Genomic DNA, 21,027 nt, shown 5'->3' with positions numbered 1-21,027 from the left:
GACCGCGAGATGCAGGTTCCGCCCGAGACCCAGGTCGTCATCGACTTCGACGACAACCGCGCCGCGTCCGCGCTGGTTGGCCCTTACGGCCAGCATCTGGCGCAGATCGAACGGCGGCTCGGCGTCGTCGTCGATTCCAAGGGCAACCACATCACGATCGGCGGCTCGCGCGACGGCTGCGATGCCGCGCGCCGCGTGCTGGAGACGCTCTACGCACAGGCCGTGAAGGGACAGGATCTCGACCAGGGCGAGGTCGAGGGCGCGATCCGTGCCGTGATCGCGCAGGGCTCGCTGTTCGAGTTCGACGCCAAATCGGCCAAATCCACCTTCGACAGCATCAATTTGCGCAAGCGCCCGGTGCGCGCGCGCACGGCGGCGCAGGATTCCTACATCCGCGCGCTGAAGCGCCACGAGCTGGTGTTCGGCATCGGCCCCGCCGGCACCGGCAAGACCTGGCTCGCGGTCGCGCATGCCGCGCAACTGTTCGAGCGCAAGGAAGTCGACAAGATCATCCTGTCCCGCCCGGCGGTGGAAGCCGGCGAGCGGCTCGGCTTTTTGCCCGGCGATCTCCGCGAGAAGGTCGATCCTTACCTTCGCCCGATCTACGACGCGCTCTATGACCTCATGGACGCCCGCATCGTCGAGCGCGCGCTGCAGACCGGTGAGATCGAGATCGCGCCGCTCGCCTTCATGCGCGGTCGCACGCTGACCAACGCGGCCATCATCCTGGACGAGGCGCAGAACACTACGTCGATGCAGATGAAGATGTTTTTGACCCGCCTCGGCGAGAACAGCCGCATGATCGTAACCGGCGATCCCTCGCAGATCGACTTGCCAAACGGCCAGACCTCGGGCCTCGCCGAGGCGACGCGGCTGCTGAGCGGCGTCGAAGGCATTGCGCAAGTTCATTTCAAGGCCGAAGACGTGATCCGCCACGAGCTCGTGGCGCGGATCGTCTCCGCCTACGAAGGCGCGCCGCAGCGGCCGGCCGCCGGTAAATCCTGACGAGACAGCAACCGGACCATATGGGCGCGGACACGGCGCCCCTTCGTTCCGAACAAGGACAATGTCACACCCCAACCTTCCCATCACCGAGGTCCTCGTCGTCGCCGATTGCTGGCAGCGGGAGCCCGATTCCGAGACCGTGATCCAGCGCGCCGTGGCGGCCGCCGCCGAGAATGTCGACGAAGACGTTGCGGAGGCGGAAGTGGCGGTGATGCTGACCGATGATGCCGGCATCCGCACGCTGAACAGCAACTGGCGCGGCATCGACAAGCCGACCAACGTGCTGTCGTTTCCCGCGCTCCAGCCGGAAGGCGACTGGAAGCCAGGCGATGCGCCGCGCATGCTCGGTGACATCGCGATCGCTTACGAGACCATGCGGCGCGAGGCGGACGAGGAACAGAAACCGTTCGATCATCATTTGAGCCATCTCGCCGTGCACGGTTTCCTGCATCTGGTCGGCTACGACCACGAAAACGAAGACGACGCGGAAGAAATGGAAGCGCTCGAACGAGAGATCCTGGCTCATCTCGGCATTCCCGACCCCTACGCAGACCGCCCGGGGACGCACTGAGATGCCGGATTCCGAGCCGATTCACGACAATCCGCGCAACACGGCCAATTTGCCGGCCGTGGTGACATCAGGCGAGGTGCTGCGTCCGACCGCCGACGGCTGGCTGCTGCGCGCCATCCGGACGTTGTTCGGCTGGAAGGCGGGTTCGGTGCGCGACGACCTCCAGGTCGTGCTCGACGCCACGACGCCCGACGACACCGGCTTCTCGACGGTCGAGCGCACCATGCTGCGCAACATCCTCGGCCTGCACGAGCGTCGTATCGCCGACGTCATGGTGCATCGCGCCGACATCATCGCGGTGAAGCGCGACATCCCGCTCGGCGAGTTGATGGACCGCTTCGAGAGCGCCGGCCATTCGCGCCTCGTGGTCTACAACGAGACGCTCGACGATCCCGTCGGCATCGTCCACATCCGCGATTTGCTCGCCTTCATGACCGCGCGTGCCCGCGTGTCGGGGGTCACGAAAACCAAGCGCAAGAAACCGCTGCCGGCCGGGCTCGATCTGCGTACGGTCGATCTCGCGCTGCCGCTCGACGAAGCGCGCATCATCCGCAAGCTGCTCTACGTGCCGCCGTCGATGCGGGCGATCGACCTGCTCGCGCAGATGCAGGCCACCCGCATCCATCTGGCGCTGGTGGTCGACGAATATGGCGGCAGCGACGGGCTGGTCTCGCTCGAGGACATAGTCGAGCAGATCGTCGGCGAGATCGACGACGAGCATGACAGCGACGAACCGCCCTCGATCGTACGGCTGCCCGACAACGCCTTCATCGCCGACGCCCGCGCCAGCCTGGACGACGTCCGCACCGTGATCGGCGAGGATTTCGTCACCGGCGAGGCCGGCGAGGAAGTGGAGACGCTGGGCGGCTATCTCGTCAGCTTCGTCGGGCGCCTGCCGGTGCGCGGCGAGGTGATCTCGGGCCCCGGCCATTACGAGATCGAGGTGCTCGATGCCGATCCGCGCCGGGTCAAGCGGCTGCGGATCTCGACGCGGAAGGAGCGTCCCGCGCCGCGCACCCAGCGCGAGAGCCGGCGCCGCGAGGCTGCGCCGGATGGCAGCCAGCCGGCGGCCAGCGACACGCCCACCCCGCCGCCAAGCGACGGGACCGGTCCGCAGTGAGCCCGTTCCAGCGATTTCGCCAGATCGCGCTTGCCATCATCCTGACCTGGGGATGGAAGCGCGCACTCGTCGCGATGTCTGCCGGTGCGGTCTCGGTGCTGGCGCTGGCGCCGTTCAACGCCTTCCCGGTGCTGTTCATCACTTTTCCGGTGCTGGTCTGGCTGATCGACGGCGCCGGCGCCGGACGATACGGCGGCGTCCCCGCCGCGGCGCTGACCGGCTACTGGTTCGGGCTCGGCTATTTCGTCCCCGGCCTCTATTGGATCGGCTACGCCTTCTTCGTCGACGCCGATGTCTTCGCCTGGCTGACGCCGTTCGCCGTGCTGGGCTTGCCGGCCTATCTTTCCCTCTTCACGGCGATGGGCTTTGCGCTCGCCCGCCTGCTCTGGACCAAGAACGCCACGCGAGTGCTTGCGCTCGCGGCAAGCCTCACCATCACCGAATGGCTGCGCGGCCATGCGCTGACCGGCTTTCCTTGGAACGCGTTCGGTTATGCGCTGTCCGAGCCGCTGCCGCTGGCACAAACGGCGTCGCTGATCGGCCTGTGGGGCATGACGTTCCTGACGGTTGCGATCTTCGCGAGCCCCGCGGCGCTGATCGACCGCACGCCCGATCGCCGCCCGGCGTGGCGCGCGCCGGCCGCGGCCGTGGCGCTCCTGCTTGTCATGAGCATCTTCGGCGCAATCCGCCTGTCGCTGCATCCGACCACGATGGTCGCGGGCACCAGGTTGCGCCTGATGCAGCCGGACCTGCAGCAAGACGCGAAATTCAACTACGCCGCCAAGGCGGAGGTGATGAAGAAATATCTGGCCTTGTCGGACCGCGCCTCCGGACCGCAATCGACCGGCGTGCGCGATGCCACCATCCTGATCTGGCCGGAATCCGCCTTTCCGTTCTTCCTGACTCGCGAAGCCGATGCGATGGCGCAAATCGCGGAGCTTCTGCCCAAGGGCACGGTGCTGATCACGGGCTCGGTCCGCGCGCCCGACCTGCCGCGGGGCACGCCGATCACCCGCGCCTATAATTCGATCTACGTGATCGACCACGACGCCAGCGTGCTCGCAGTCTACGACAAGCTGCATTTGGTGCCGTTCGGCGAATTTCTTCCCTATCAGGGCCTGATGGAAAAGCTCGGTTTCGAGCAACTCACGCGTGTGCGCGGCGGCTTCATTCCCGGCACCGTGCGGCATGCGCTGCCGGTCCCCGGCGCGCCGTCCGCGCTGCCCCTGATCTGCTACGAAGCAATCTTTCCCGGCGAGGTGGCTGGACGCAACGAACGTCCGGGCTGGATCGTGAATCTCACCAATGACGGCTGGTTCGGAATCTCGACCGGCCCCTATCAACACCTGGAACAGGCACGGATGCGCGCGATCGAACTCGGATTGCCGCTGGTCCGCTCCGCCAATACCGGCATCTCAGCAGTGATCGATCCGGTGGGACGCACCGTCGCCAGTCTCGGTCTCGGGATCGAAGGCATTTTGGATGCAAACCTGCCCGCCGCGATCCCGCCGACCATCTATGCGCGGGTGGGCGATGCACCCGCGGCCATGCTCGTCGCGCTCGCCGTGTTTCTGGCGGTCCGCCGACGTGTTGCCAAACGGCACCCCTGATCACGCAGCCGCGGCCGATAACTTTTGACAACCGTAGTCCCACGGTTGACAGACTGCACGCGGCCTCCTCATTCTGCACCGGCTGCAAAAGACAGTGGGCATTGCTAAATTTCTCCGCAATGTTTTCCAATAACAGGGTCTGATTTTGACGTTGCTTACACCTGAGGCATTCCTGATTGCGCCGAAGGTGATGTTTGGAGGGCTGAGGAAATGTCGAAAGCGCCCAACCCTGTTGACAAATATGTCGGCAGTCGCGTGCGGATGCGCCGCATCATGTTGGGCATGAGCCAGGAAAAGCTCGGTGAAGCTTTGGGCCTGACTTTCCAGCAAGTTCAGAAATACGAGAAGGGCACCAACCGGGTCGGCGCGAGCCGCATCCAGCAAATTGCCGAAATTCTCCAGGTGCCGGTGTCGTTCCTGTTCGAGGGCGGTCCGAGTGGCGTGCCGGGTCCGGATGGCTTCAGCGAAGGCGCATCGCCGTCTTACGTCTCGGACTTCCTCGCGACCTCCGAAGGACTCGCTTTGACCAAGGCGTTCACCCGAATCACCGATTCGAAGATGCGCCGCTCGATCGTCGATCTCGTCGAGCAGATCGCGGCCCGCGAAGGCCCCGACAAGCGCTGACGCACCATCTCAATCCGATTTGAGACTGCGTCAAATCTGGCCTATGTCGTCATTTGCGGCCGCGCCTTGATGCGCGTCCTCCCCGATGATGCGATTCAAAGGCACAGATGCGCCCATGGCCGGCTCCACTTGGTTCGATTCCCAAACTATTCTCGATGGCATCCGCCGCTGGGTGGAGGTCGAGACGCCAACGGACGCACCTGAACAGGTCAACAAGCTGGTCTCCATGGTAGCGGAGCAATACCGCAATCTCCCTGTCGCGCTCGAGCGCATCGCCGGCGTCGATGGCTGCGGCGATCATCTCGTGGCGCGCTCGAACTGGGGCCAGGACCGGCCGGGCATCCTGGTGCTGAGCCACCTCGATACCGTTCATCCCATGGGATTCATCGAGCGCCTGCCGTTCAAGGTCGAAGGCGACAGCGCGTTCGGTCCCGGCATCTACGACATGAAGGGCGGCGCCTACATCGCCCATCACGCCTTTCGCGCGCTTTGCGCCACGGCCGATCGCTCGCCGCTCGGCATCACCCACCTGTTCACCTCCGACGAGGAGATCGGCAGCCCCACCTCTCGCGCACTCATCGAGACGGAAGGGCGCAAGGCCAAATACGTGCTGGTGACGGAGCCGGCGCGCGACGGCGGCAAGATCGTCACCGGCCGCAAGGGCGTCGGGCGATTCGAAGTGTTCATCAAGGGCGTGCCCGCGCATGCCGGCACGCGGCCCCAGGATGGCCGCAGCGCGATCCGCGAGCTCGCCAACGTCATCCTGGCGCTGGAAGCGATGAACGATCTGGCGCGCGGCGTCACCGTCAACGTCGGCGTGGTGCGCGGCGGCACGCGGCCCAACGTGACGCCGGAAGAAGCCCATGCCGAAATCGATCTGCGCGTGCTGAGCCTCAAGGACGCGGATGAATTCGTCGGCAAGATCCTCGCCCTGACATCGAAGACGGATGGCGTCACCGTCAAGGTCACGGGCGGGCTCAATCGTCCGCCTTACGAGAAGAGCAATGCCGGCGCCTCGCTGTACGAACATGCGAAGACGGTTGCCACGGAGATCGGCTTCGAGCTCGTCGACGTTCACACCGGCGGCGGCTCGGACGGTAATTTCACCGCCGCCCACACCGCGACGCTCGACGGGCTCGGCGTCGACGGCAAGGGCGCGCACACCCATTATGAGCAGCTCTATGTCTCGTCGCTCGAACCGCGCGCGCGGCTGCTCCATCGCCTGTACCAGACGCTACGATGAGTGAGCGCAAATCAGATCCCGATCGCGAGGACAGCGAGCGCGCCTTCTTCGGACGCCGCAAGGGCCACAAGCTCAGGCAGCACCAGGCCGAGCTGATCGATCATTTGCTGCCGCGTCTTGCGCTCGCCATCGACAGCGAAGCACCGGCGGATGCCCGCGAGATCTTCGCCCCCGCCGCCGACGACGTGCGGCTCGAGATCGGCTTCGGCGGCGGCGAGCATCTTGCGGCGGAAGCGCAAAACTTCGCCACAACCGGCTTCATCGGCTGCGAGCCCTATGTCAACGGCATGGCGAAGATCCTCGCGCAGATCGAAGCCGCCAGCATCGGCAACATCCGTCTGTTCGCAGGCGATGCCGCCGAGCTCTTGGCCTGGCTGCCGAAGGCTTCGCTGTCGCGGATCGACCTAATCCATCCCGATCCCTGGCCGAAGCGGCGGCACTGGAAGCGGCGTTTCGTCCAGGACCGGACCATCGCCGCGATGGCGCGCGTGCTGAAAGCCGGCGGCGAATTCCGTTTCGTCTGCGACATCGACGATTACTGCGCCTGGACGCTGTCGCATCTGGCGCGCTCGCAGGACTTTGTCTGGCTCGCGGATCGCGCCGATGACTTTCGCTTGCCATGGGACGGCTACACCATGACGCGCTACGGCCGGAAGGCCACGCGCGAGGGCCGCAAGGCGGCGTATCTGCGATTCAGGCGGGTTTAGATCGTCTGCCGGTTGCGCCAGAAATTCACGACGCGCTCGGCTGTCGTCGGCATCAAGCGCGTGAAATTCGCGCGCGCCTGCTCAAGATCGGCATCGGCTGGCGTGCGATTCGGGCCGTACCACATCAGGATCAGTGCGCGCACCGTGGGCCAGCCGAGATTCAGCACGCGCCCCAGAACCAGGATTGGATCGTAGCGGTCACCCGTGATCAGGCGGTCGAGGATCGAGAGGCGAACGCCGGACATTGCCGAGAGCGAAGCGATCGCCTCCTCGTATTTGTGAGCCTTGGCGAAGCCAAGCAGCGCGCTCTCGCCAAGATGGCCCTCACGATGCAAGGCCAGCACGGTGCGCTGGGCCCCCGAGAAATCGCGACGCGGGCCCGGCGGCAGCGTGGCTTCCTCGATGGCCGCCATGGCGCGCTTGATTTCGACCTGACGTACGGGATTGACCACGCTCGAGAGGCGACGGCGGATGACGTCGAGCGTGCCGTCGAGAAGCTGTTTCAGGTTCTCGCCTGAGAGATCGTTGCGCTGGCCGATCTTGAGCGTCAGCACGCCGTCCTGCGCGGCACGCTTGATCAGCTCGGAATAGCTGCCAGGCGAGAACACCGCGCCGGCGTTGCCCGCGGCGCGACGCACCACGTCGCGATCGCCGCGCTCGACCAGCACGTCGGTGATGACAGCCGACAGCGTCGGGCGCTCGGTCATCGCCAGCAGATGGCCCTGGCCCTTCAGTCGCGCGATCTCGACGAGAGCGGCGTCGTCGAGCACGGGGGAATGGCGCAGCACGGGGCCCGCCACACTGATTTCGTTTTCGCGCGCGAGCTGGCTCACCAGATGCCGCGGCGCGTTGTTCAGGCGCGAGAAGCGTTCGGCGAGATCGACGCGCGAGGCGAGCTCGGCATGCGGGACGAGATCGATCAGCAGGTTGTCGAAGAGATCGACGAGATCGGGGCGGAGCTTCTCGGCGTCCTGGAAGAACAATTGGGAGATGGCGCGCGCAATCTCGCCGCGACGCCGCGGGTCGCCGCGTTTGACGATATCGTCCAGTCCGGGAATGAGCGACGTGGCAACGGTCATGAAAACGCAAACTCGTACGGGGCACGCCGCGGGTGCGCCCTGGTCCAAGCCGCCCCACAATCAGGGAATTTAGGCCTCGGAGGTGAAGGAAGCGTTGCGCGGGGGGGCCGCACGGCGGGCGCAAAAAGCCTCGCGCGCCCTGCAATGGGCCTTGTCCGAGAGGGCGGAAAGGGCTATATCACCGCCAATTCATCTTCTCATACGATCCGCGTAGTGAGAGTGGGCCCGAAAGGACCCGCTCTTTTTTATTACCTGAACGCGGCTTGATGGAAGATTAGCGGCCCGGCGATCTGTCGGGAGAGTTCCGAAGCGGGCTTTGAAATCGTAACCAAGCCTTAACCATATCGAGCGCCTTGACCCCTGAGATGACCGAACCGAACCCTGGTTCCACGGATGCCGAATTGCTGGCCGAGCCGAGGCTCGTGGTCGAGCCGGGCGTGGCGGCACGGGTGTCCGCGGTCGCAGGGCCGGTGCTCGAAGGCATGGGCTACCGCCTGGTGCGGATCCGCATTTCCGGGGAATCTGGCTGCACCGTGCAGGTCATGGCGGAGCGGCCGGACGGCTCGATGCAGATCGAGGATTGCGAGGCAATCTCGCGGGCGCTGTCGCCCGTGCTCGACGTCGCCGACCCCGTCGATCGCGCCTATCGGCTGGAAATCTCCTCGCCGGGAATCGACCGTCCGCTGGTGCGCCGCTCCGATTTCGAACGTTATGCCGGGCATCTGGTGAAGGTCGAGATGGCGGTCGCCCATGAGGGGCGGAAGCGGTTCCGCGGCACGATCGGTCCCGTCGAAGGCGACCGCGTGCATCTGCATCGCGACGACATCAAGGCGGGCGAGGCTGCCGACGTTCTCCTGACGATGGAGGATATCGGCGAGGCGCGGCTGGTGCTGACCGACGAGCTGATCGCGGAATCCATGCGCCGCGGCAAGGCCGCGGCACGCGAGATGCGCCGCAATCTCGGCCTGGAGCCGCCAGCGGCACCGCACGCCGGCATCAGCGAAAAAACGACCAAGAACACGAAGCCGACAAAGAAGCCGGTGCCGACCACTACAAAGAAGCCGGCCCCGACCAATACCAAGAAACATCGCCTCGCCGCCGACCGCGCGCGACGGGGCGAGATCGATCCTGACGAAGGAGACTAGCCATGGCAGTCAGCGCCAATCGACTTGAATTGCTTCAGATCGCCGACGCCGTTGCGCGCGAGAAATCGATCGACCGCGGTATCGTCATCGCAGCGATGGAGGATGCCATCGCCAAGGCGGCGCGGGCACGTTACGGCAGCGAGACTGACGTCCACGCCGAGATCGACCCCAAGAAGGGCGAACTTCGGTTGTCGCGCCACATGCTGGTGGTCGAGACGGTCGAAAATCATTCCAACCAGATCTCGCTGGTGGATGCGCAGCGCGCCAATCCCGGTGCCCAGGTCGGCGACACCATCGCCGACACCCTGCCGCCGCTGGAATATGGCCGCATCGCCGCGCAGTCGGCCAAGCAGGTGATCGTGCAGAAGGTGCGCGAAGCCGAGCGCGACCGGCAATATATGGAATTCAAGGACCGCATCGGCGACATCGTCAACGGCGTCGTCAAGCGCGTCGAATACGGCAGCGTGATCGTCGATCTCGGCCGCGGCGAGGCCATCATCCGCCGCGACGAGATGCTGCCGCGCGAAGTGTTCCGCAACGGCGACCGCGTCCGCGCCTACATCTTCGACGTCCGCCGCGAGACCCGCGGCCCGCAGATCTTCCTCTCCCGCACCCATCCGCAGTTCATGGCAAAACTGTTCGCGCAGGAAGTGCCCGAGATCTATGACGGCATCGTCGAGATCAAGGCGGTTGCCCGCGATCCCGGCTCGCGCGCGAAAATCGGCGTGATTTCCCGCGATTCCTCAGTTGATCCGGTCGGCGCCTGCGTCGGTATGCGCGGTTCGCGCGTGCAGGCAGTGGTGAACGAATTGCAGGGCGAGAAGATCGACATCATCCCCTGGTCGCCCGACATCGCGACCTTCGTGGTCAACGCGCTGGCGCCGGCCGAGGTCTCCAAGGTCGTCATCGACGAAGACCGCGAGCGCATCGAGGTCGTCGTGCCCGACACCAACAACCAGCTCTCGCTGGCGATCGGCCGCCGCGGCCAAAATGTGCGTCTGGCCTCGCAGCTCACCGGCTGGGACATCGACATCCTGACCGAGCAGGAGGAATCGGAGCGCCGCCAGGCCGACTTCGAGAACTCCACCCGCGTCTTCATGGAATCGCTCAATGTCGACGAAGTGGTCGGCCAATTGCTGGCGTCCGAAGGCTTCACCTCGGTCGAGGAACTCGCGATGGTGGACCTCAAGGAACTCGCCGGCATCGAGGGTTTCGACGAGGAGACCGCGCAGGAACTCCAGAACCGCGCTCGTGAATATCTCGAACAGCTGGAAGCCGAGATCGAGGCCAGGCGCAAGGAGCTCGGCGTCGAGGACGCCGTCAAGGACGTGCCCGGCGTCACCTCGAAGATGCTGGTGAAGTTCGGCGAGAACGACATCAAGACGGTCGACGACCTCGCCGGCTGCGCCACCGACGATCTGGTCGGCTGGACCGAGCGCAAGGAAGGCGGCGAGCAGACCAAATATCCGGGCGCGCTCGATGGCCTCGATATCTCCCGTGACGATGCTGAAGCGATGATCATGCAGGCCCGCGTCAAGGCCGGCTGGATCACCGAGGCCGATCTCGCCAAGCCCGCTGAAGAGGCCGAGGCGACCGAAGATCAGCCGGCTTAGGGCGAAGGAGGATGTCACCCGGATGCTCGCCGATACTGACCCCGAACTCGACCATGGACCGCGGACCGAAAGGTCCGCGACCATGCGGATGTGTGCGGTCAGCCGCGAGGTCCGGCCGATCGACGAGCTGATCCGCTTCGTCGTCTCGCCGCAAGGGCACATAGTTCCCGATCTCAAGCGCAAGCTGCCCGGACGTGGCATGTGGATCACCGCCTCGCGCGAGGTGGTTGCGGAAGCCGTGCGGCGTCACCATTTTACGAAAGCCTTCAAGCGCGAACTCCGCATCCCTCAGACGCTTCCCGCCGACCTCGAGGCGCTCCTGGTCCGGAGCGTGACCGAAGCCCTTGGGATTGCCGCCAAGGCGGGCCAGATCGTGGCTGGCTTCGGCAAGGTCGAAAGCGCGCTTCGGGAAGGTACGGTCGAGGTCCTGATCCATGCCAGCGACGGGGCCGCGGACGGAATCCGCAAATTGGACATGCTGGCGCGTCAAAATGAGGGGAATCGCGGCGCCAAGCCGCAGATTCCCGTCGTCACCGCACTGAAATCAATAGAATTGGATTTGGCACTTACCCGGTCAAATGTGATACATGCTGCCCTGCTCGCGGGCCCGGCGAGCAGGTCATTCCTGTCACGTAGCCAGATGCTGGTCCGATACCGGATGGCGGACGCTGACAAGACTGCCGAAAAGCCCGGCCAGGATTTCTGAGAGACAACGACGACCCAATAGGACGGTGCGGCAACGCACAATACTAACAGATCAGGATTAGGACTGCTGAATGGTTGATACCAAGACCCCTGGCGACAAGAAGCTGAGCGTTCCGAGCAAGACGCTATCGCTCAAGCCGCGCGTCGAAACGGGCACCGTGCGCCAAAGCTTCAGCCATGGCCGTAGCAAGCAGGTCGTGGTCGAGAAGCGGGGCAAGCGCCGCGTCGACGGCAGCCCCGAGCCACAGGTGGCCGAGGTGGCGAAACCCGCGCCGGCCGCCGCGCCCAAGCCTGCTCCGGCACGCCCCGCGCCGCCGCGCAACGCCGGCTCCGGCGTGGTGCTGCGCACGCTGACCGAGGACGAACGTTCCGCCCGCGCCAGCGCGCTGGCCGATGCCAAGGTGCGCGAAGTCGAAGAGCGCCGCCATGCCGAGGAAGAGGCCCAGCGCCGCGCTGTCCGCGAAACCGCCGAGCGCGCTGATCGCGAGGCCGCCGAAGCCCGTCGCAAGGCCGAGGACGAGCGTCACCGCCACGAAGAGGAAGCCAAGCGGAAGGCCGAAACCGAGGCCAAGAAGCGTTTTGGCGAGGGTGAGCAGCCGCAATCTGCGGCGCGCCCTGCACCGGCGACCTCGGCCGCTCCTGCACCGCGGCCCGGTGCGCCCACGGCGCGACCCGGGACAACCACCACGGCACGCCCGGGAACAACGACCGCGCGGCCCGGAACGACCACGCAACGGCCGGGAGGCCCGGTGGGTCGTGCACCCGCTGTCGCGGCCGGACCGGACGAGGACGAGGGTCCGCGCCAGATCCGTCGCGGCCCCGGCGGCGCTGCGCGGCCTGTGGTAGCCCCCAAGCCCACCCACAAGCCCGGCCCGCAGAAGGAGCGCGGCCGCCTGACGGTCGTCACCGCCTTCAATGCCGACGACGTCCGCGAGCGTTCGATCGCCTCGTTCCGCCGCCGCACCCAGCGCCTGAAGGGCCATGCCGCGAACGAGCCGAAGGAAAAGCTCATCCGCGAGGTGATCATTCCGGAAGCGATCACGATCCAGGAACTCGCCAATCGCATGGCCGAGCGCGCGGTCGACGTCATCCGCATGCTGATGAAGCAGGGCGCGATGCACAAGATCACCGACGTGATCGACTCCGACACCGCGCAGCTGATCGCCGAAGAACTGGGTCACACCGTCAAGCGCGTTGCCGCGTCCGACGTTGAAGAAGGCCTGTTCGACGCCACCGACGATTCCACCGACACCGAGCCGCGTTCGCCTGTGGTGACAGTGATGGGTCACGTCGACCACGGCAAGACCTCGCTGCTCGACGCGCTCCGTCACGCCAACGTCGTCTCCGGCGAAGCCGGCGGCATCACCCAGCATATCGGCGCCTATCAGGTGCTGTCGCCCGAAAGCGGCAAGAAGATCACCTTCATCGACACGCCCGGCCACGCCGCGTTCACCGCGATGCGCGCCCGCGGCGCCAAGGTGACCGACATCGTCGTGCTGGTGGTTGCGGCCGACGACGGCGTGATGCCGCAGACGATCGAAGCCATCAACCACGCCAAGGCGGCGCGGGTGCCGATCATCGTTGCCATCAACAAGATCGACAAGCCCGACGCGAAGCCCGAGCGCGTGCGCACCGAGCTGCTCCAGCACGAGGTGCAGGTGGAATCCTTCGGCGGCGAAGTCGTCGACGTCGAAGTGTCGGCGAAGAACAAGACCAATCTCGACAAGCTGCTCGAGATGATCGCGCTCCAGGCCGACATTCTCGACCTCAAGACCAATTCGGATCGCCCGGCCGAAGGCACCGTGATCGAGGCCAAGCTCGATCGCGGCCGTGGTCCGGTCGCGACCGTGCTGGTCCAGCGTGGCACGCTCCGTGTCGGTGACATCATCGTCGCCGGCGCCGAGATGGGCCGCGTCCGCGCGCTGATTTCGGATCAGGGCGAGACGGTGCAGGAGGCAGGTCCTTCGGTGCCGGTCGAGGTGCTCGGCTTCAACGGTCCGCCGGAAGCCGGCGATCGTCTCGCCGTGGTCGAGAACGAAGCCCGCGCCCGCCAGGTCACCAGCTACCGCGCGCACCAGAAGCGCGAGAACGCGGCTGCCTCGATCTCCGGCATGCGCGGCTCGCTCGAGCAGATGATGTCGCAGTTGAAGACGGCAGGCCGCAAGGAATTCCCGCTGATCATCAAGGCCGACGTGCAGGGTTCGCTGGAAGCGATCCTCGGCTCGCTGGAGAAGCTCGGCACCGACGAAGTCGCCGCGCGTATCCTGCATGCCGGTGTCGGCGGCATCTCGGAATCGGACGTGACGCTCGCGGAAGGCTTCAACGCCGCGATCATCGGCTTCTCGGTTCGTGCGAACAAGGAGGCCGCTGCGGCCGCCAAGCGCAACGGCATCGAGATCCGCTACTACAACATCATCTACGACCTCGTGGACGACGTGAAGAAGGCCATGAGCGGCCTGCTCGCGCCGACCTTGCGCGAAACCATGCTCGGCAATGCCGCGATCCTGGAGATCTTCAACATCTCCAAGGTCGGCAAGGTCGCCGGCTGCCGCGTCACCGACGGCACCGTGGAACGCGGCGCCAACGTGCGCCTGATCCGCGACAACGTCGTCGTGCACGAAGGCAAGCTGTCGACGCTGAAGCGCTTCAAGGACGAAGTGAAGGAAGTCCAGTCCGGTCAGGAATGCGGCATGGCCTTCGAGAACTATCACGACATGCGCGCCGGTGACGTGATCGAGTGTTACCGCGTGGAAACGATCCAGCGCTCCCTGTAAGTCCAAATCTTACCGAAGCGTCCGGATCTTTTTTGAACTGAATTGCGGGAGTGCGATGGCCGGATTTTTTCCGGCCATCCACCCCTCTTCGTTTCAACAGGACAAATGACAATGCCCGTGCCCCAAACACGGGCATGACGAGGTGATTTCCAGACCATGCCCCGCCATCATCAGAAGAAGAGTTCCGCGCCCGGCGGCTCGCAACGTCAGTTGCGCGTCGCCGAGCAGGTTCGCCATGCGATAGCCGAGATTTTGGCACAAAGCAGCGTGCATGATGCTGACCTCGAAGGCCACATCATCACCGTGCCGGAGGTACGGATGTCGCCCGACCTGAAGCTCGCAACAGTCTATGTGATGCCGCTCGGTGGCCGCGACACCGAGATCGTCATCGCTGCGCTCGAGCGCAACAAGAAATTCCTGCGCGGCGACGTCGCGCGGCGCGTTAACCTGAAATTTGCACCTGACCTTCGCTTCCGCGTCGACGAACGATTCGACGAAGCGGAACGGATCGAGAAGCTTTTGCGAACACCCGCGGTGCAGAAGGACCTGGAACAGGATCCGGATTCGGATCGGGAAGAAGAACAATGACGATGGACCCGGCTCACGGCACGATCGGCGGCGAAGAGGCCGATCAGCGCGACGTGCAGAAAAATAATTTTGCGGACATGAGCGGCAATTCCCAGCCGCATCAGGAGCCGCGCCGCGTCAACAACGATCCGCGCGCCAACAAGCAGAAGGGCAACCAGCCGCGCCGCGACCGCCGCGACGTCCACGGCTGGGTCGTGCTCGACAAGCCGATCGGCATGACCTCGACGCAGGCCGTTGCCGTGCTCAAGCGCCTGTTCAACGCCAAGCGCGCCGGTCATGCCGGCACGCTCGATCCGCTCGCCTCCGGCGGCCTGCCGATCGCGCTCGGCGAGGCCACCAAGACCGTCCCCTTCGTCATGGACGGCCGCAAGCGCTACCAGTTCACGGTGTGCTGGGGCGAGGAGCGCGACACCGACGATATCGAGGGCCGGGCGACCGCGACCTCGGACCAGCGCCCGACCCGGGAGGCCATCGAGGCCCTTCTGCCCCGTTTCACCGGGGTGATCGAGCAGGTCCCGCCGCGCTATTCCGCGATCAAGGTCCAGGGCGAGCGCGCCTACGACCTCGCCCGCGACGGCGAGGTCGTGGAATTGGCCCCCCGTCCGGTCGAAATTCACCGTTTAAGCCTTGTAGATCAACCAGATAGAGACCATTCCGTGTTCGAGGCCGAGTGCGGCAAGGGCACCTATGTCCGCGCGCTGGCCCGCGATATGGGCCGGATTCTCGGCACTTACGGCCATATCTGCGCGCTGCGACGGACCCTGGTCGGCCCATTTGGCGAGAACGACATGATTCCGCTGGATCAGTTGGAGGCTTTGTGCGATAGAGCCGCGTCCGGCGAGGGTAGCCTCGCCGACGCGCTTATGCCCGTTGAGACCGCGCTGGACGACATCCCGGCACTGGCCGTCACTCGGGCTGATGCGGCAAGGCTCCATCGGGGCCAAGCCGTTTTGTTGCGCGGACGGGATGCGCCCACTTGTAGCGGCACAGTCTATGTCACGGTGGCAGGCCGGCTTCTCGCGCTTGCCGAAGTCGGCAATGGCGAAATCATCCCCAAGCGTGTGTTCAACCTGACCGGCCTGACTGCCAGCACCGGTCGCAACGAGAGAAATTGACGATGTCGATTGCCGCAGAACGCAAAGCGGAAGTCATCAAGACGAATGCCAACAAGGCCGGCGATACCGGCTCGCCGGAGGTTCAGGTCGCGATCCTGTCGGAACGCATCGCCAACCTCACCAACCATTTCAAGACCCACGTGAAGGACAACCATTCGCGTCGCGGTCTCTTGAAGCTGGTCTCGACCCGCCGCTCGCTCCTCGACTATGTGAAGAAGAGGGACGAGGCGCGCTACAAGGCGCTGCTCGAGAAGCACAACATTCGTCGTTAAGAGTTCTTGCGCGCGCCAAACGGCGCGCGTTTTCGCACGTGATTTCGAACGAAAGCGTTTGTTCAAAGGTTTTTGTCGAGGCTACGTGCACGTCGGATGCGGGCCGTTGAACGGCGAGCATCCGGGGCATGATGGGCGAGCACCGCGCTTCGGTGTTCGCGTTCGTGCCGACTGACAGTCCAGCAGCAATCCGGCGGCTGGGCACAACGGGCAAGGCGCCCGTATGACCCGAAGGGATGGACGCCATCCGAAATCCAAAAACCATGGCAGGATCGCAGGACGCTGATCGCCCGCTTCGATCAACGTCCCGCAATCTTGCGCATGGTTTTTGTTTTTCGAGCCGTCCTTCTTTCGAGAACCCATGAAAGAAGACCTCTATGTTCAATAAGCATTCAGTCGAGATCGACTGGGGTGGACGCCCTCTCAAGCTCGAAACCGGCAAGATCGCCCGCCAGGCCGACGGCGCCGTCGTCGCGACCTACGGCGAGACCGTGGTGCTCGCCACCGTCGTTGCCGCGAAGTCGCCGCGCGAAGGCGTCGACTTCCTGCCGCTGACCGTCGACTACCAGGAGAAGACCTACGCAGCCGGCCGCATTCCCGGCGGCTATTTCAAGCGCGAGGGTCGTCCGACCGAGAAGGAGACGCTGGTCTCCCGCCTGATCGACCGTCCGATCCGTCCGCTGTTCGTCGACGGCTGGCGCAACGAGACCCAGGTGATCGTCACCGTGCTCTCGCACGACATGGAGAACGATCCCGATATCGTCGCGCTGGTGGCCTCATCGGCTGCGCTGACCCTGTCGGGCGCTCCCTTCAAGGGCCCGATCGGCGCCGCGCGCGTCGGCTTCGCCAATGACGAGTTCATCCTCAACCCGACGCTCGACGAGATGGTCGACACCCAGCTCGACCTCGTCGTCGCCGGCACGGCCGACGCCGTGCTGATGGTGGAATCGGAAGCCAAGGAGCTGAACGAAGAGATCATGCTCGGCGCCGTGATGTTCGGTCACCGCCACTTCCAGCCGGTGATCAACGCGATCATCGAGCTGGCCGAGAAGGCCGCGAAGGAGCCGCGCGAAGTCACCACGATCGACAATTCGGCGCTCGAAAAGGAAATGCTCGGCATGGTCGAGCAGGAACTGCGCGCCGCCTACGCCATTCCGGTCAAGCAGGATCGCTACGCCGCGGTCGGCAAGGTCAAGGAAAAGGTGATCGCCCACTACTTCCCGGAAGGCCAGGATCCGAAATACGACAAGCTGCGCATCGGCGGCGTGTTCAAGGAGCTCGAAGCCAAGATCGTTCGCTGGAACATTCTCGACACCGGCAAGCGCATCGACGGCCGTGATTCCAAGACCGTGCGCAACATCATCGCCGAAGTCGGCGTGCTGCCCCGCGCCCACGGCTCGGCGCTGTTCACCCGCGGCGAGACCCAGGCGCTGGTCGTGACCACGCTCGGCACGGGCGAGGACGAGCAGTACATCGACGCGCTGTCGGGAACGTACAAAGAGACGTTCCTGCTGCACTACAACTTCCCTCCCTACTCGGTCGGTGAGACCGGCCGCCTCGGCGGCACCAAGCGCCGCGAGATCGGCCACGGCAAGCTCGCCTGGCGCGCGATCCACCCGGTGCTGCCGCCGCACCACGAATTCCCCTACACCACGCGCGTGGTGTCGGAGATCACCGAATCCAACGGCTCCTCGTCGATGGCATCGGTCTGCGGCGCCTCGCTCGCGCTGATGGACGCCGGCGTGCCGTTGAAGCGGCCGACCGCGGGCATCGCGATGGGCCTGATCCTCGAAGACAAGCGCTTCGCGGTTCTCTCGGACATCCTCGGTGACGAGGACCATCTCGGCGACATGGACTTCAAGGTCGCCGGCACCGAGCAGGGCATCACCTCGCTCCAGATGGACATCAAGATCGAAGGCATCACCGAGGAGATCATGAAGGTCGCACTCGGCCAGGCCAAGGATGGGCGTATCCACATCCTCGGCGAGATGGCCAAGGCGCTCACCAACGCCCGTGCCGAGCTCGGCGAATACGCGCCGCGCATCGAGACCTTCAAGATCGCCACCGACAAGATCCGCGAAGTGATCGGCACCGGCGGCAAGGTGATCCGTGAGATCGTCGAGAAGACCGGCGCCAAGGTCAACATCGAGGACGACGGCACCGTGAAGGTCGCCTCCAACGACGGCGAGGCGATGAAGGCCGCGATCAAGTGGATCAAGTCGATCGCCTCCGATCCGGAAGTCGGCCAGATCTATGACGGCACCGTCGTCAAGGTGATGGAGTTCGGCGCTTTCGTGAACTTCTTCGGCTCCAAGGACGGCCTCGTCCACATCAGCCAGCTCGCCTCGGCGCGCGTGCAGAAGACCTCCGACGTCGTCAAGGAAGGCGACAAGGTCAAGGTCAAGTTGCTCGGCTTCGACGACCGCGGCAAGACCCGCCTGTCGATGAAGGTCGTCGACCAGGAGACTGGCGAAGACCTCGAAGGCAAGGGCGAGGGCGAGAAGGCTCCGCGCGAAGCGGCCGGCGAGTAAATTTCGCTACCTGCCAGAAACACGAAGGGCGGCCGAAAGGCCGCCCTTTTTGTTTGACGCTTGCTGAGCTTTGGGATCAGGCCGCGAGGTCGAACCGGTCGAGGTTCATCACCTTGGTCCAGGCCTTGGCGAAGTCCTTGACGAACTGCTCCTTGGAATCCGACGTGGCATAGACTTCGGCGTAGGCGCGAAGCTGCGAATGCGCGCCGAAGATCAGGTCGACGCGCGTGCCGGTCCACTTCACCGCATTGGTCTTGCGATCGCGGGCCTCATAGCTGCCGTCAGTGCCGGCCGGCGTCCACTGCGTGCTCATGTCGAGCAGGTTGACGAAGAAGTCGTTGCTCAGCGTGCCCACCTTCGAGGTGAGGACGCCGTTCTTCGAACCGTTCGCATTGGCACCGAGCACGCGCAGACCGCCGACGAGCACGGTCAGTTCGGGACCGGAGAGCTTCAACAGCTGCGCGCGATCGACGAGCGCTTCCTCGGGCATCATGAACTGATGCCGCTTGCCGGTGTAGTTGCGGAAGCCGTCGGCCCGCGGCTCCAGCGGAGCGAAGGAGGCAGCGTCGGTCTGCTCCTGTGAGGCATCCATCCGGCCCGGCGTGAACGCGACCTTGACGTCGACGCCGGCATCCTTCGCGGCCTTCTCGACCGCGGCGGTGCCGCCGAGCACGATGAGGTCCGCCAGCGAGACCTTCTTCGCGCCTGATGACGCGTTGAAGTCCTTCTGGATCGCTTCGAGCTTGCCCAAAACCTTGGAGAGCTGAGCCGGCTCGTTTACTTCCCAGTCCTTTTGCGGGGCGAGGCGGATGCGCGCGCCGTTGGCGCCGCCGCGCTTGTCCGAGCGGCGGAACGTCGAGGCCGACGCCCAGGCGGTCGAGACCAGCTCCGACACCGACAGACCCGAGGCCAGGATCTTGGTCTTCAGCGAGGCGATATCCTGCTCGCTGGCCAGCTCGTGATTCACGGCCGGGATCGGATCCTGCCAGATCAGCGTCTCCTTCGGCACCAGCGGGCCGAGATAGCGCACGACCGGACCCATGTCGCGATGGGTGAGCTTGAACCAGGCGCGGGCGAAGGCGTCAGCGAACTGATCGGGATTCTCCAGGAAGCGCCGCGAGATCTTCTCATAGGCCGGATCGAGACGCAGCGAGAGATCGGTGGTCAGCATGGTCGGCCGATGCTTCTTGGACTTGTCGAAAGCGTCCGGAATGATCGCCTCGGCGCCCTTGGCCGTCCACTGCTGCGCACCCCCCGGGCTCTTCGTCAGCTCCCATTCGTACTTGAACAGGTTCTCGAAGAAGTTGTTGCTCCACTTCGTCGGCGTCGTCGTCCATGTCACCTCGAGACCGCTGGTGATGGAATCGGCTCCCAGGCCCGAAGCGTGCTTGCTCTTCCAGCCGAGACCCTGATCCTCGAGCGCGCCCGCTTCCGGCTCCGGTCCGACCAGCGACGGATCGCCCGCACCATGGGTCTTGCCGAAAGTATGACCGCCGGCGATCAGCGCGACGGTCTCTTCGTCGTTCATCGCCATGCGGGCGAACGTCTCGCGAATGTCCTTGGCCGCGGCAACCGGATCCGGCTTGCCGTTCGGGCCTTCCGGATTGACGTAGATCAGGCCCATCTGCACCGCGCCGAGCGGCTCGGCGAGCTCGCGTTCGCCGCTGTAGCGCTCATCGCCCAGCCAGGTGCCTTCGGGACCCCAATAGAGCTCTTCCGGCTCCCACACGTCGGCGCGGCCACCGGCGAAACCGAAGGTCTTGAAGCCCATCGATTCCAGCGCGACGTTGCCGGCGAGCACCATCAAATCGGCCCAGGAAAGCTTGCGGCCGTATTTCTGCTTGATCGGCCAGAGCAGACGGCGCGCCTTGTCGAGGTTGGCGTTGTCGGGCCAGCTGTTGAGCGGCGCGAAACGCTGCTGACCGGCGCCGGCGCCACCGCGGCCGTCGGTGGTGCGGTAGGTGCCCGCGCTGTGCCAGGCCATGCGGATCATGAGGCCGCCATAATGACCGAAGTCGGCGGGCCACCATTCCTGCGATTCCGTCATCAAGGCGGTCAGATCCTTGATGACTGCGTTCAGGTCGAGCGTCTTGAATTCCTTGGCGTAGTCGAATTCCTTGCCCATCGGATCGGACAGGCCGGAATTCTTGTGCAGCATCTCGATGCTGAGCTGAGTTGGCCACCAATCGCGGTTCGCCGGCACGCGTTTTCCACCCGAAAACGGGCACTTCGAAGTGTCGTCCATGAATACCTCCTCTGGTGGCGTCGAACTCGCGCCTTTGACCAGGTAGAAGCACTCTAAGCTTCGCGTTCGATCAGGGGAAG

General features: G+C 64.9%; 17 protein-coding genes. 15 read left to right on the top strand and 2 right to left on the bottom strand.

Features of this window, described 5'->3' with window-relative positions:
• The first annotated feature begins 9 nt into the window (after positions 1-9).
• The 7 genes from JQ591_RS06260 to JQ591_RS06230 all read left to right on the top strand — a co-directional run bounded on the left by JQ591_RS06260 (position 10) and on the right by JQ591_RS06230 (position 6,880).
• The gene (locus JQ591_RS06260; protein WP_106943797.1) at positions 10-1,005 is read left to right on the top strand and encodes a PhoH family protein; all 996 of its coding nucleotides are present in this window, start codon (positions 10-12) and stop codon (positions 1,003-1,005) included.
• A 61-nt stretch (positions 1,006-1,066) separates the two neighbouring features.
• On the top strand, positions 1,067-1,576 hold the full coding sequence (gene ybeY, locus JQ591_RS06255; protein WP_007603891.1) for an rRNA maturation RNase YbeY: 510 nt from the start codon (positions 1,067-1,069) through the stop codon (positions 1,574-1,576).
• A 1-nt stretch (position 1,577) separates the two neighbouring features.
• Positions 1,578-2,696, top strand: a complete 1,119-nt coding sequence (locus JQ591_RS06250) for a hemolysin family protein (RefSeq protein ID WP_211395148.1) — start codon at positions 1,578-1,580, stop codon at positions 2,694-2,696.
• On the top strand, positions 2,693-4,306 hold the full coding sequence (lnt, locus tag JQ591_RS06245; protein WP_211395147.1) for an apolipoprotein N-acyltransferase: 1,614 nt from the start codon (positions 2,693-2,695) through the stop codon (positions 4,304-4,306). Before JQ591_RS06250 ends, lnt begins: the two co-directional genes overlap by 4 nt.
• Positions 4,307-4,516: 210 nt before the next feature.
• Positions 4,517-4,930: a helix-turn-helix domain-containing protein gene (locus tag JQ591_RS06240; protein ID WP_007603895.1), complete on the top strand. Its 414-nt coding sequence runs from the start codon at positions 4,517-4,519 to the stop codon at positions 4,928-4,930.
• An 85-nt stretch (positions 4,931-5,015) separates the two neighbouring features.
• A complete protein-coding gene (locus tag JQ591_RS06235) occupies positions 5,016-6,173 on the top strand; it encodes a M20 family metallopeptidase (protein ID WP_211395146.1) in 1,158 nt (385 codons plus the stop codon).
• Positions 6,170-6,880, top strand: a complete 711-nt coding sequence (locus JQ591_RS06230) for a tRNA (guanine(46)-N(7))-methyltransferase TrmB (RefSeq protein WP_211395145.1) — start codon at positions 6,170-6,172, stop codon at positions 6,878-6,880. Before JQ591_RS06235 ends, JQ591_RS06230 begins: the two co-directional genes overlap by 4 nt.
• Here JQ591_RS06230 and JQ591_RS06225 read toward each other — a convergent pair.
• A complete protein-coding gene (locus JQ591_RS06225; RefSeq protein WP_211395144.1) occupies positions 6,877-7,959 on the bottom strand; it encodes a DUF2336 domain-containing protein in 1,083 nt (360 codons plus the stop codon). The two genes, JQ591_RS06230 and JQ591_RS06225, sit on opposite strands and share 4 nt — an antisense overlap.
• Positions 7,960-8,324: 365 nt before the next feature.
• Between JQ591_RS06225 and rimP the strand changes: the two genes are divergently transcribed.
• From rimP to pnp, 8 genes are all read left to right on the top strand, one after another.
• On the top strand, positions 8,325-9,104 hold the full coding sequence (gene rimP, locus JQ591_RS06220) for a ribosome maturation factor RimP (protein WP_211395143.1): 780 nt from the start codon (positions 8,325-8,327) through the stop codon (positions 9,102-9,104).
• Positions 9,105-9,106: 2 nt separating this feature from the next.
• Positions 9,107-10,717, top strand: a complete 1,611-nt coding sequence (nusA, locus tag JQ591_RS06215) for a transcription termination factor NusA (protein ID WP_211395142.1) — start codon at positions 9,107-9,109, stop codon at positions 10,715-10,717.
• Positions 10,718-10,739: 22 nt separating this feature from the next.
• Positions 10,740-11,423, top strand: coding sequence for an RNA-binding protein (locus JQ591_RS06210; protein WP_211395141.1), 684 nt, complete (start codon positions 10,740-10,742; stop codon positions 11,421-11,423).
• Between the two features lie 70 nt (positions 11,424-11,493).
• Positions 11,494-14,196, top strand: coding sequence for a translation initiation factor IF-2 (infB, locus tag JQ591_RS06205; protein WP_211395140.1), 2,703 nt, complete (start codon positions 11,494-11,496; stop codon positions 14,194-14,196).
• Between the two features lie 156 nt (positions 14,197-14,352).
• On the top strand, positions 14,353-14,784 hold the full coding sequence (gene rbfA, locus JQ591_RS06200; RefSeq protein WP_211395139.1) for a 30S ribosome-binding factor RbfA: 432 nt from the start codon (positions 14,353-14,355) through the stop codon (positions 14,782-14,784).
• Positions 14,781-15,899 (top strand): tRNA pseudouridine(55) synthase TruB, encoded by a 1,119-nt coding sequence (gene truB / locus JQ591_RS06195; RefSeq protein WP_211395138.1) that lies wholly within the window; start codon positions 14,781-14,783, stop codon positions 15,897-15,899. Before rbfA ends, truB begins: the two co-directional genes overlap by 4 nt.
• Before the next feature lie 2 nt (positions 15,900-15,901).
• A complete protein-coding gene (gene rpsO, locus JQ591_RS06190) occupies positions 15,902-16,171 on the top strand; it encodes a 30S ribosomal protein S15 (RefSeq protein WP_211395137.1) in 270 nt (89 codons plus the stop codon).
• Positions 16,172-16,548: 377 nt separating this feature from the next.
• On the top strand, positions 16,549-18,702 hold the full coding sequence (gene pnp / locus JQ591_RS06185; RefSeq protein WP_211395136.1) for a polyribonucleotide nucleotidyltransferase: 2,154 nt from the start codon (positions 16,549-16,551) through the stop codon (positions 18,700-18,702).
• A gap of 76 nt (positions 18,703-18,778) precedes the next feature.
• On the opposite strand, the gene katG is transcribed toward pnp, so the two are convergent.
• Positions 18,779-20,947 carry a catalase/peroxidase HPI gene (katG, locus tag JQ591_RS06180; protein ID WP_211395135.1) on the bottom strand — a complete coding sequence of 723 codons (2,169 nt, stop codon included), beginning with the start codon at positions 20,945-20,947 and terminating at the stop codon, positions 18,779-18,781.
• Positions 20,948-21,027 lie beyond the last annotated feature (80 nt).

The sequence above is a fragment of the Bradyrhizobium canariense genome (assembly GCF_018130465.1).
In the GTDB taxonomy this organism is placed as follows: domain Bacteria; phylum Pseudomonadota; class Alphaproteobacteria; order Rhizobiales; family Xanthobacteraceae; genus Bradyrhizobium; species Bradyrhizobium canariense_C.
The sequence above is the reverse complement of the archived record's forward strand: the minus strand, read 5'-3'. Positions and strand labels throughout refer to the sequence as shown.

What these genes read in the sequence shown, in the direction of transcription:
- rimP (WP_211395143.1), top strand. Translation starts at nt 8,325, where the DNA reads ATGACCGAACCGAACCCTGGTTCCACGGATGCCGAATTGCTGGCCGAG.
- rbfA (WP_211395139.1), top strand. Translation starts at nt 14,353, where the DNA reads ATGCCCCGCCATCATCAGAAGAAGAGTTCCGCGCCCGGCGGCTCGCAA.
- JQ591_RS06210 (WP_211395141.1), top strand. Translation starts at nt 10,740, where the DNA reads ATGCTCGCCGATACTGACCCCGAACTCGACCATGGACCGCGGACCGAA.
- JQ591_RS06225 (WP_211395144.1), bottom strand. Translation starts at nt 7,959, where the DNA reads ATGACCGTTGCCACGTCGCTCATTCCCGGACTGGACGATATCGTCAAA.
- JQ591_RS06235 (WP_211395146.1), top strand. Translation starts at nt 5,016, where the DNA reads ATGATGCGATTCAAAGGCACAGATGCGCCCATGGCCGGCTCCACTTGG.
- JQ591_RS06250 (WP_211395148.1), top strand. Translation starts at nt 1,578, where the DNA reads ATGCCGGATTCCGAGCCGATTCACGACAATCCGCGCAACACGGCCAAT.
- katG (WP_211395135.1), bottom strand. Translation starts at nt 20,947, where the DNA reads ATGGACGACACTTCGAAGTGCCCGTTTTCGGGTGGAAAACGCGTGCCG.
- JQ591_RS06240 (WP_007603895.1), top strand. Translation starts at nt 4,517, where the DNA reads ATGTCGAAAGCGCCCAACCCTGTTGACAAATATGTCGGCAGTCGCGTG.
- infB (WP_211395140.1), top strand. Translation starts at nt 11,494, where the DNA reads ATGGTTGATACCAAGACCCCTGGCGACAAGAAGCTGAGCGTTCCGAGC.
- pnp (WP_211395136.1), top strand. Translation starts at nt 16,549, where the DNA reads ATGTTCAATAAGCATTCAGTCGAGATCGACTGGGGTGGACGCCCTCTC.
- rpsO (WP_211395137.1), top strand. Translation starts at nt 15,902, where the DNA reads ATGTCGATTGCCGCAGAACGCAAAGCGGAAGTCATCAAGACGAATGCC.
- nusA (WP_211395142.1), top strand. Translation starts at nt 9,107, where the DNA reads ATGGCAGTCAGCGCCAATCGACTTGAATTGCTTCAGATCGCCGACGCC.
- JQ591_RS06260 (WP_106943797.1), top strand. Translation starts at nt 10, where the DNA reads ATGCAGGTTCCGCCCGAGACCCAGGTCGTCATCGACTTCGACGACAAC.
- JQ591_RS06230 (WP_211395145.1), top strand. Translation starts at nt 6,170, where the DNA reads ATGAGTGAGCGCAAATCAGATCCCGATCGCGAGGACAGCGAGCGCGCC.
- truB (WP_211395138.1), top strand. Translation starts at nt 14,781, where the DNA reads ATGACGATGGACCCGGCTCACGGCACGATCGGCGGCGAAGAGGCCGAT.
- ybeY (WP_007603891.1), top strand. Translation starts at nt 1,067, where the DNA reads ATGTCACACCCCAACCTTCCCATCACCGAGGTCCTCGTCGTCGCCGAT.